The sequence below is a fragment of the Pseudoalteromonas sp. APM04 genome, assembly GCF_022809815.1.
GTDB classification, from domain to species: domain Bacteria; phylum Pseudomonadota; class Gammaproteobacteria; order Enterobacterales; family Alteromonadaceae; genus Pseudoalteromonas; species Pseudoalteromonas marina.
The window spans coordinates 230,873-241,356 of record NZ_CP094441.1 but is presented as its reverse complement, the minus strand read 5'-3'; the positions used below and the strand labels follow the sequence as shown (position 1 = coordinate 241,356).

At 42.1% G+C, this 10,484-nt stretch carries 9 protein-coding genes; 2 read left to right on the top strand and 7 right to left on the bottom strand.

Translation table 11 applies throughout. From position 1 onward, the window contains the following. Position 1 precedes the first annotated feature (1 nt). Positions 2–304 (bottom strand): metalloregulator ArsR/SmtB family transcription factor, encoded by a 303-nt coding sequence (locus MTP24_RS01150; RefSeq protein WP_006794225.1) that lies wholly within the window; start codon positions 302–304, stop codon positions 2–4. 131 nt (positions 305–435) lie between these two features. Here MTP24_RS01150 and MTP24_RS01145 point away from each other — a divergent pair, with 131 nt between their 5' ends. Beyond that, on the top strand, positions 436–624 hold the full coding sequence (locus tag MTP24_RS01145) for a DUF2892 domain-containing protein (protein WP_006794224.1): 189 nt from the start codon (positions 436–438) through the stop codon (positions 622–624). Positions 625–629: 5 nt separating this feature from the next. Beyond that, positions 630–974, top strand: a complete 345-nt coding sequence (locus MTP24_RS01140) for a rhodanese-like domain-containing protein (RefSeq protein WP_039038386.1) — start codon at positions 630–632, stop codon at positions 972–974. 2 nt (positions 975–976) lie between these two features. Here MTP24_RS01140 and MTP24_RS01135 read toward each other — a convergent pair whose 3' ends face one another. The 6 genes from MTP24_RS01135 to MTP24_RS01110 all read right to left on the bottom strand — a co-directional run bounded on the left by MTP24_RS01135 (position 977) and on the right by MTP24_RS01110 (position 10,426). Then, the gene (locus MTP24_RS01135) at positions 977–1,522 is read right to left on the bottom strand and encodes a PH domain-containing protein (RefSeq protein ID WP_010557725.1); all 546 of its coding nucleotides are present in this window, start codon (positions 1,520–1,522) and stop codon (positions 977–979) included. Between the two features lie 324 nt (positions 1,523–1,846). Further along, complete coding sequence (locus MTP24_RS01130; protein WP_243532403.1) at positions 1,847–6,151, bottom strand: alpha-1,6-glucosidase domain-containing protein; 4,305 nt, start codon at positions 6,149–6,151, stop codon at positions 1,847–1,849. Between the two features lie 22 nt (positions 6,152–6,173). After that, positions 6,174–9,053, bottom strand: a complete 2,880-nt coding sequence (locus tag MTP24_RS01125; protein WP_243532401.1) for a TonB-dependent receptor — start codon at positions 9,051–9,053, stop codon at positions 6,174–6,176. A gap of 156 nt (positions 9,054–9,209) precedes the next feature. After that, entirely contained in the window at positions 9,210–9,827 is a 618-nt protein-coding gene (locus MTP24_RS01120) for a LysE family translocator (protein WP_058551409.1), read from the bottom strand. Continuing rightward, positions 9,828–10,010 (bottom strand): hypothetical protein, encoded by a 183-nt coding sequence (locus MTP24_RS01115; RefSeq protein ID WP_006794217.1) that lies wholly within the window; start codon positions 10,008–10,010, stop codon positions 9,828–9,830. A 17-nt stretch (positions 10,011–10,027) separates the two neighbouring features. Then, on the bottom strand, positions 10,028–10,426 hold the full coding sequence (locus MTP24_RS01110; RefSeq protein ID WP_243532398.1) for a DUF3224 domain-containing protein: 399 nt from the start codon (positions 10,424–10,426) through the stop codon (positions 10,028–10,030). Positions 10,427–10,484: the final 58 nt, after the last annotated feature.

The window sequence follows — 10,484 nt, the reverse complement described above, 5'->3', positions numbered from 1 at the left end:
ACTACCCCTTACAAAACAAACCATACAATGTGCCTAAAAGATGAATAGCATTCTGATCAATCACACGGTAATAAATAGTTTGCCCCTCACGGCGAGTAGCAACAATATTCGTTTTTCTAAGGGCAGCTAAATGCTGAGAAAGTGCCGACTGCGCTAACGGCACCGCTTCATTAAGCTGTGTCACACTCATTTCGGTATCTTGCAACGAACATAAAATCATTAAACGATTTTTATTAGCTAAAATTTTTAATAGCTGCTCTGCTTGCTCAACGTTCCCCGCCATAGCAGTAAAATCAATATTCATATAAAGCTCTAATAATCTAATGTGATCGCAGTATAAATTGTTACATTAGAAAAGTCTAATATTAGGATTTACTAATATATAAAATACGATTATAGTAATTAGGTATTTAACTGGATAAGTGACCGACTATAATGAAACTCAATAATGCGCTTCGTCTGATCGCTGGCATAATGATTGTGATCTCAATTTTATTACAAACCTATCACGATCCTAGGTGGGTATATTTTACAGTGTTCATTGCCCTAAACTTGATGCAATCGGCTTTCACTAGCTGGTGCCCTATGATTACACTACTACGCAAATTTGGCGTTAAGGAATAAATACAATGCTTACTTCTATCCCCGATTTACTAAAAGTTATTACACCTAACCAACGACGTATCGACGCTGAACAAGCAAAACAAGAGATTAGCGAAAACAAGGGCTTACTTATTGATGTGCGCGAACCCGCAGAACATGCCACCAATCCTGCGGTAGGCGCTATTAATATTCCGCGTGGCTTACTTGAAATGAAGTTGATGGAAATAGAAAAAGACGCTTCCCGCCCTATTTATCTGCACTGCGCTAGTGGCGCACGCGCCACATTAAGTGCTGAAGCAATTACACGTATAGGATATGAAAACGTCACCGTCATTACTTGTAACGCAACGCAAGTGTGTGAAGCTTTTTAAGGCTATTTTTTCTCATCAATTAGCGTAACAAGCATGTTTTCTATGTTTTTTACGCTATAGGTAAGTGCACGTATTAACTCTAGTTGGCTTTGCGGGCTTTCTTCATTTGATGATTTTGCTGGTGTGCTTGCGGTTAAGTTATCTTTTTGCTCAAGTATGGCTTCTCTGAATTCACTGGCATTTTCAACACCAAGTAATGACACCAATGCACCGTGGCCAGACTGCCCTGCTGTTTCAAAACTTAAACGATACAGCCCAAACATGCGCATTATTGGGCCCTGACTTAGGCCTACATCGGTTATTTTTTCAAGTGGTATTGATTTTTCTTCTTTAAAAAATATCCCGCGTTTTACAACGAGTTTTTGCGTGAGTAATTGTGCCGACATAGCCGCCAATATTCGCCCTCCCACCAGCCACACAATCGCCAAAACAATAGGTAATAGCGGAATGGTCACGAGTGCTAACACACTAAAAAAAGCGGCCATTAGCATCCAATATTGCTGCACTTTGGGGTCGAAAGTTGCGCTTTTTAAAACGAGGTTATTCATAAATTTATCCTTAATTTAATGAGAGCGTATACCCTGTACTAGGTCGTTTTTACGCCTTTAGATACTCAAGTTACGTGAACCGTAACTTTAATGCAATTTAACTTATTACACTGAAACAAATTGTCACACTTCCTTTTATCCCCCCCCTTTAAACAAAAAATATCTTCAACCTCAGTTCTGAACTGGCTTCACTTTGCATAAAGTTTATTTTTGCATTAGAACGCGAATACCATGAATTAACACCCGTTTTTAATATACTTTTAATTAGGCATTAAAAAAGCCGAGCAGGATTATGCTCGGCTTAGGTCTGGGAAAATATAACTGCTACTGTTTGTTTATAAGTATGCTCACATTTTCTCTATCTGGACCTATTACCTTAAAGGTGTAAGTACCTTGTTCGGTAATATTCAGTGCTATATTGGCACCTATGGCTTCGAGTGAAGTAAGCTCACCAATGGTGGCTACAGGTGCATCACCTGCTCCGCCATAATCAACGGTACTCCAATCTTCAGACGCTACTTTAAACTCATAGTCGCCCGCTTCTAACTCTATGGATGTAGAGTAAACCGCATTACCCTCGTACATCAGTGGGTTGTCTGTTCCCCATCCATTTAAACTGCCGCGAATAAACACCGGTGTTTGTGCAAACATTTCAGCGTTAAGTACTTTGAGCGTTACATTATTTAAATCACTGGCATCAAATACAAACTGGTATTCACCTTGCTCGGCAATATCTAAGGTCATATTTGCGCCCGCAACCGATAACTGCTCTGCTGTGCCTATCATCACACTTGCATCCCCCTCGCCAGAGCCATAATCAACCGTGCTCCAATCTTCTGACGCTATTTTAAATTCATAGCTTGCAGCGCTCAGTGTTTTAGTAAAGGTGTAAATGCCTTTGCCTTGATAGCTCAGCTCATCGGTTACTCCCCAGTCATTAAGCGTACCGCGCACATAAATAGCGGTGCCTACAAATGGCTCTTCGTTGAATAAAGTAAGCGTTGGATTTTCAGGGTTTGAAGCATCAAGCGAAAATACATAAGTTGCATCAATGGCTGCATTAAAGGTCATGTTGGCACCTGAGCGCGTTAGTGGCTCACTTTGGTTTTCTACAACGTCTTTATCGGCATCAGAAAGCGCACCAAAATCAACCGTAGACCAATCTTCTGAGGCAATTTTAAATTCGTAGTCGCCAGCACTGAGTGCAATTGCTATACGGTATTCACCTTCGCCAATATATTCAAATGCATCACGTGTGCCCCAGTCGTTTAACGTACCACGAACAAACACTGCGGTGCTGCCATAAGGTACTACATCAGGTGCGCCTACAGTTGCATTTGCACTTAAACCCGTACCTTGGCTCTCACCTTGGTTTTTAGCAAAAACAGCTAACGTATAAGGCGGTACAGTGAATGTGCCTTCGTTATCGCCTTCGGCAAAATTGGCGCTGGCCATGCTTGCATCAACACTGTTTTTTAATACGTCATGTAATTCAAAACCCGCTGCAGTGGCAATAGTATGGCTAAGAGTTTGCTCGGTTGCGTTAATCACCACGACAAGCGCATCAAATGCGGGGTCTAAGTCTGTGAGTTCTTCACCATCATCAATGCTCATTACAATTAAGCCGTGCTGCTGGTTTTTACCCACATTGTGAAATCCGACACGGTCGATAACATCTTGCTCAGTTGTTAATCTAAATAACGGGCTTGCGCTGCGGATAGCTAAGAATTCTTGAAATACATCACCTGCATACGCTATGTCTTGCGGCATTGCCTGCGCATCTGCATTAGCAGAGATAGGCATAATTTCAGACCATTTTTCTTGGTTCTTCTCTGCGTTTGGTAAACCAATGTTCCAGTTATTATTCTCTTTGGTTAAATCAACAGCATTAAACCAATCACCGGCATTATAGCTATCACGGTCCATTGACTTAGAACGCAGTAAATCAGCGCCCAATTGCATAAACGGAATGCCTTGGCTCATAAGTGGAATCGACAATGCCACATTGTGCGCGCGCACACGTTGCTCAATACTCATGCTTGATGCATGTTTGTATTGCAACTGATCCCACAGCGTTTCGTTATCGTGTTTTGATACGTAATGAATGCTGTCGGCAGGGTCAAGTGCATACGCCGTTGGTTGAGTGTTCCAAGTAAAGCTATTACCTTTAGATGAATTACCTTTAAAGTCTTTTAAAATGTAATTTTGTAAGTTGCCCGCCAGCGATAACCGTAACGTGTCTTGTTCGGCTAGGTTGCCATCTGTCGGGTTATTGCTAAACATTGCACCACCACGTACGGCTTCACGAATACGGTCGTTAAATGTGCCTACCTCTGAGCCTGCCATATCAGCTTGTTTAGCTTGTGTGAATAAACGATTGTTGGCTACTTCACCAAAATCCCAGCCCTCACCGTAAAAATAGTTGTCAGGGTCAACGGCTTGCACGGCTTCACGCGCAGCTAATATTGATGATTTAGGCATATGCCCCATTACATCAAATCTAAAACTGTCGTAGCCAAATTCACGCGCTAAAATAACCATTGAATCAGTAACAAACTTATCCATCATTACATGCTCTGTCGCTGTGTTTTCACAACAGGTTGAGCGCTCTATTTCACCACTTACTTCGCTATAGCGGTGGTAGTAACCTGGTACTAGCTTATCAAATACCGACTTATCCCAAATACCCGATGATGTTGTGTGGTTATAAACCACATCCAGTACAACACGAAGTCCTACTTCTTGCAGTGATTGCACCATAGCGCGTGTCTCAACTACGCGAGCAATGCCATCGCTGATTGATGCATACGAGCCTTCAGGCGCAATAAAGTGATGAGGATCATAACCCCAGTTAAAGCCATCTAAATCACGCATCGCACTGGCTAATGCTTGTGCATCGTCTGAGCCAGGTAGGTAACTTTGCATAATATCGACAATAGTGCTGTTTTTATCTTCGATTTTACATGCATCAGCTTCATCGTTAATACGCTCACACAATTTACCTAAGGTGTCTGTAATTTCCACACGCTGTGAGGCATCTTCTTCAATGGTGCCAATATCAGTCACTGGCAGTAAATGAAAGTGTGTTAAGCCCTTATCTGCTAATTGCTTAAGGTGCTGCATTGGCACGCTTTCAAGTTCAGTGAATGCGAGGTATTTACCACGGTTTGCTTCGCTTACTGACTGATCACGCACACTAAAATCACGTACATGGCCTTCATAAATAACCGCATCTTCTGGGTTAGTAATAGTAGGCACGATACGCTCATCCCAGCCTTCTGGTTTAGTGTCTTCATCGGCTAAATTAATCAGCTGGCTGTATAAGCCATTGGCAGATACATTGAGTGAGTAAGGGTCTGTACTCCATAGCGACTCTATTTGCTGAGTCAGTGGGTGGTAAACATCAAAATTAAAGCGATAGTAATGGCGGTCATATTGCGTATCTAAACTTACTTGCCAAATACCTGTCTGCGTATTTAATGTCATTGGCGTGGAGTGCACTTGTGTTTTTGCATCATCAAACACGTTTAGCACCATGTTATTAGCGGTGGGTGCCCACACAGTTACATCAATCGTGTTATTACCATAATTTACGCCAAGTAATGCCTCGTTAGCATCGTCTTCGCCTTGTGTGTAAAGGGCATCGAGTGCTTTAGCGGTTTGTACAAAGGTTGCTTCTAGTAGCTTGCCATCGGCATCGTAGCCTGCAACAACAAGCTGTTGCTTTATAAGCTGCTTTGCAGCGTCTGCATCCCAACTACCTTCATAAGCAGTCCAATCCGTTAAGTGTGGTACTTTTGCAGCTTGCTCATCAGTTAACTCGCTTGCAGTCAGCTCAACGGTTTCACCATTTAGCCCAGTGTCTAAATCAACCACCAAGTCAGCGGCTGCTGAAGAATGTAACTTAATGATTTGTGTAAGCTCATTACTTGGCTTATACAATACTGTATTTAAATCAATCCAATGTGCTGATGCACCATCTATCGCGACCGGACGTTCGCCCAAGCTTAAAATAGGGTATTCAAACACCGAAGGCTCACCATGAATGGTAAAGTTCATACGCTGAAACTTTTCATCGTCTTGCATAAGCGGCATGGTTAAATCAACATCACCAAACGCTTTACCCGATCCTTCTGTGCCAATGTGCACAATAAAGTTAGCACACTCGTTATATCCTTCTTTGAGATTAATTATCCAGTAGGCACCGTAGTTTGGGTCAATCCCATCGTATTCATGACCGTTAGCCCAATCGCTCGTGTCAAACGGAGGTGCGTAAGCATCACACACATCGTTATTCCACGAATGTAATCGATAACCTTCGTAGTTATCGTCGGCTAAACGGTTATAAAATAAAACTGCCTCACCTTCACCTGCAAATACAATAGGATCAGGTAGGGTTGGGTCGGCGCCCACTACACAGCTTTCGTTTTTATCATCCGGTACAGTAGGCGCTGCACACGTTATAGGCTCAGGGTCCACACATTGCGAGCCAGCTTCGTTTGGTACTTGTGGCACATTACAGGTTAAAAGCTGCTGCCCCGACTCAACTTCATCTGTCCCACCACATCCTGCTAATATCATTAACCCTAAGGCTATTAGCAAATATTTAGACATTGTTATAATTTTCATTTTTAAACGCTCCGTTTGCTAATTAATGACTGTATGTAAAACCAAGATAAAACTGACGACCAAAGTACTGAGTAGTCCCTGTTCGCTGCTCTGAGCCAAAGTAACTTTGGGTTGGTTCATCGGTTAAGTTATTAACTTGCAAAAGCATGGTGAGTGAATCGCTAAAGCGATAAGACGTTTGAAAATCGATGACTGTTTCAGCATCAAAATTGACCACTTGTTCGTTAATGGCAACCTGCTCTGATACAAACTCATCGCGGTAACGTACATTAAGGCGCGTTTCAAAATCGTCTAAAGCATAAAATAACGTAGCATTAAGCACATTATTAGATAACCCAGGTAAAGATTGAACGAGAGTATCGCCCCCTAAACTGGTAATCGATTCAATTTCACTTTCGGTGTATGAATAACTTGCATTAGCGCCTAAGCCATTAAATGGCTCTGGTAAAAAGGTAAACACTTGCGTATAGGCAAGCTCTAGCCCTCTAATGTAACCACCTTCGCCATTATTAACAGCCGTGGTGTAAATACCGTTTGTTGTAGCAACTTGCTCACCACTGACCAGATCTTCTATAAAGTCAGGGACGTTAAAGCCATTACCTTTAAAGTCGAAGTTCTCAATCGATAACGTTTCAACAAACGAGTCTATATTTTTATAAAATAACGCCGCAGCGACAGTACCGTTACCTTCTTCAAAATAATATTCGTAAGATAAGTCGTACTGGTCAGCATAAAAGGGTTTTAAAAATGGGTTGTTATTACTTGAACCATTAATAACACCATCGTCACTTACGTTTGCGCTGGCATCGCCCGCTAAACGGTTAATTGGTGCACGCGACATGACTTTAGCCGCAGCAAAGCGTACAAGTGAATTGTCGTTAAGTTGCAGGTTTAAATTTAGCGAAGGCAGGTAATCGGTATATTTAGTGCCTAATACATTAGGCGCGTATAAGTCATTTACAATGCCATTCTCATCAACAATATTTTGCGCACCTAAGCGCGCATCGCCTGCTACGTTTTCAAGTACGGTTGCTGATTGGTCGGTTTCGATACGGCGCACACCCACATTACCTGATAGGTCAAGGCCGGCAATTTGCGTGTTAATGTTTACCATCACGTACGCGGCTAGCACATCTTCAAACACCGAACCGCTTTGTAACACTGACCACGAATAGTTAGTTGTGTAACCTTGCGCGTCGTCTACGCCATCGGCATTGCCCCATGTTTGAACGGGTTCTGGCGTGCCATCTGGAAACCATGCATTAAGTGCTTTATCTAAATCAATGGCTAAATACGATGGGAAATAACTAAAGTCGCCCTGCCAATCAACCACTGATGCCATATCGTCGGTTAAACGCAAAGGGGGCTGCGTTGTTGAAAATGCCCCGTCGTTACCGTACTCAAACACCGAGCGCTTTCGGCTGTATTCTCTATCTGAATAGCGTGCACCAAATTCTACTGAGCTAAAAATATCGCTTTCTAACTCGTATTTAAAATCGAGTCTAAATGCCGTTACTTCATCTTCTGTTTGATCAGGGTAAATACCATATTTACTGACCATTACTCGGTCTATATCGCTAAAGGCGGCCGCCTGATTAAACCCAACGTCAGGTAAATTTAACCCATTTAACTGATAGTTAATTGCAACGTTGTTATCAAATACTGGCGTTTCTGCATTGGCATCTTCAGCCACTAAGCTCCACAACAAACCGTTTCTAAAATTACTTTTTGCGCGAGAAAGCGCTACATCAGCATTAACATTTAGTCTATCGGTTACTTGCCAATCGGCATTAACGCCAAAGCTGTCTACTTCGTCAAAATCTTGGTTGTCGTCATTCACTATTTCAACACGGGTATAACTTTGTGAAGTACGATTAACAGCAGCACCAATTACAGCATTACCATCAAGTTGCGCATTTGCGTATGCTGCAGATGGGCCGCCTAATTTAACCCTAAAACCGCGGGCAAATGACTCTTTATCAAAGCGCGATAAAAACGCATCACTTTTTAATTTAAAATTATCTACCGGTGCCCACTCTATGGCAGCCAAATAGCCATTACGGGTTTCTTCACCGCCTAAATGCTGTAGCTCAAAGCCCTCGCTAATGTATTCACTTTCTGGGCTATCTATGGGGCCATTTGTGTCGTTTGGTACGCCATCAACATCTTTTCTATCGTTGTATGCAAGGCCAATAAACTGTGTTGCTACACTTGGCTGAAATAAACGCGCAAACCCCAGTGCTACACCTAATGTATCGTCTAAATATTTACCTTGATACGAAAAGCTAATTCGGTCACCAAACTCAGTGGCATCCGATACCTCAGATGCACGGTCGTTATACATACCGCGCACATTAGCTACAAATTTATGCTTTTGATCATTATTGAGTGGGCTGGCTGTTTCAAGCTCTACCGTACCTGCCACACCACCTTCTATAAGCGATGCCTTTGGCGATTTATATACCGCCGCAGAGCTAATTAATTCTGATGGGTATTGGTCAAACTCAATACTGCGGCTACCACTTGTAGATACCTGCTCACGACCGTTAAGTGTTGAAAAAACAAAGCCGCCCGAAAGTCCGCGTATATTAATTTGTGCAGCCTGCCCACCAGTACGCACAGCTGAAATACCCGGTAAACGAGTCAGTGCATCGGCCATTGAAATATCAGGTAATGCGCCTAGGTCATCAGCAGAAATTTGTTCTGACACCGTATCGCTAAATCGCTTTTGGTTAAGCGATTGAATTAAGCTGCGACTAAAGCCGCGCACTTCAATCACTTCTACATCGGTTTGAACTTGAGCGGGTTTGCTCGTCTCTTCAGGTGGTTCTTCAGTAGCTGCAATAGCACTATTGGCGGCAAATAATGCCAGCATGAGCGCATTTAATTTAAACTTTTGCATGTGTGTGCCTTTTGGTTATTGTTTTGTGTGGTGTGTCAGTGCAGTAAAAACACAACCAACAAATTGTAACCAAAAGGTGAATATTTTGTGATGAATACGTATGCAGTATAGCCTGCTTAGGCTGCAGCTATTTTGAGCAATTTAGCTAGCAATAGCTTAAATACTCACTACCACCCTAATGGCTAAGGCAACAAATACAAAACCCAGTACTTTGTCTAACCATGGATTGTGTTTAGTAAACCCAAAACGGTTTTTAGAAAACTCTGTTAGGGCGGCAACAAGTAAGTACCAACCGGTATCAATCACAAATACAGTTAAACACATCACCATTGCAATGCTTAGGGTAAGATTTTCTGGATCAATAAACTGTGAAAACAAGGCTAAAAAGAAAATAGCAAGTTTGGGATTTAAAAAGGCAATGGCAAACCCATCTTGTAATGCTTTAATGCTACTCACTTCGCTATTTTGTATTTTAAGTTCATCATTGTTGGGTTTAGACAATAAAATTTTAATTCCTAAGTAAGCTAAATAGGCAGCGCCTAAATACACTAACACCTGATACACAGTAGGAAACTGCAGCATTAACGCACCCAAGCCAAGTAATGAGGCTCCCGCATATAATCCCACTCCAATACCATGACTTAGCGCCGCTAGCATGCCGTTTTTCATACTGCCGTTGAGCGAATGCTTTAATACAACCGCAAGGCTTGGACCCGGCGACATTGCGCCCATCATACAAATAGCCACTAGGCCTAACCACATAGAAAGAGTCATTTACAGCTCGTCAATTTCAATAAATAATGTATAACCATGCACTTGCCCATAAAAACCGGTTATTGGCACTGCGCTAATTACTTTCCAGCCATCTTGATTTAATTCCTGTATGCGATCATTCAACGCCGCTATATTTACCCCACCCATAAAGCGGGTCTTTCTAAATTCGATTACTTTTTGCATTTAAATCCCTGTGTATCTTATAACGTGTATTGAAAATCGTAGTAGTGTACACCGTTTTCAATGCGTATTTTCATACTACCGGCTAATCCTTCTAGCTCATCAGTGCCTGAGTCGGAAATTACATTTAAAATTAGGCTGTCTTGGCCTTTATCCATAGTGCCAAAATGCTGTAATACAAAGCTGCCTTTTTTGCCTTCAAGTTCGCCTATTACTTGCTCTATTGCTACATAACCAGCACTGCCTTGAACAGGTGTCATAGCGCTTAACATTTCGCCTTGGCTGGAAGCATTAAGCTTGCCTGTAAATGTTTTATCAATCGACATACGCCCTAAATTAATGCCGTTTTGTCCTTTGGCATAGCCATCTAGTGGGGCTAATGCCACCGTAAATTGGCCTGTTACTATGTTGCTTGTCATAACAATTCCTTATTGATGATTTTTAAAGCTATTGATTTTTAATCCAATGATGCCATAT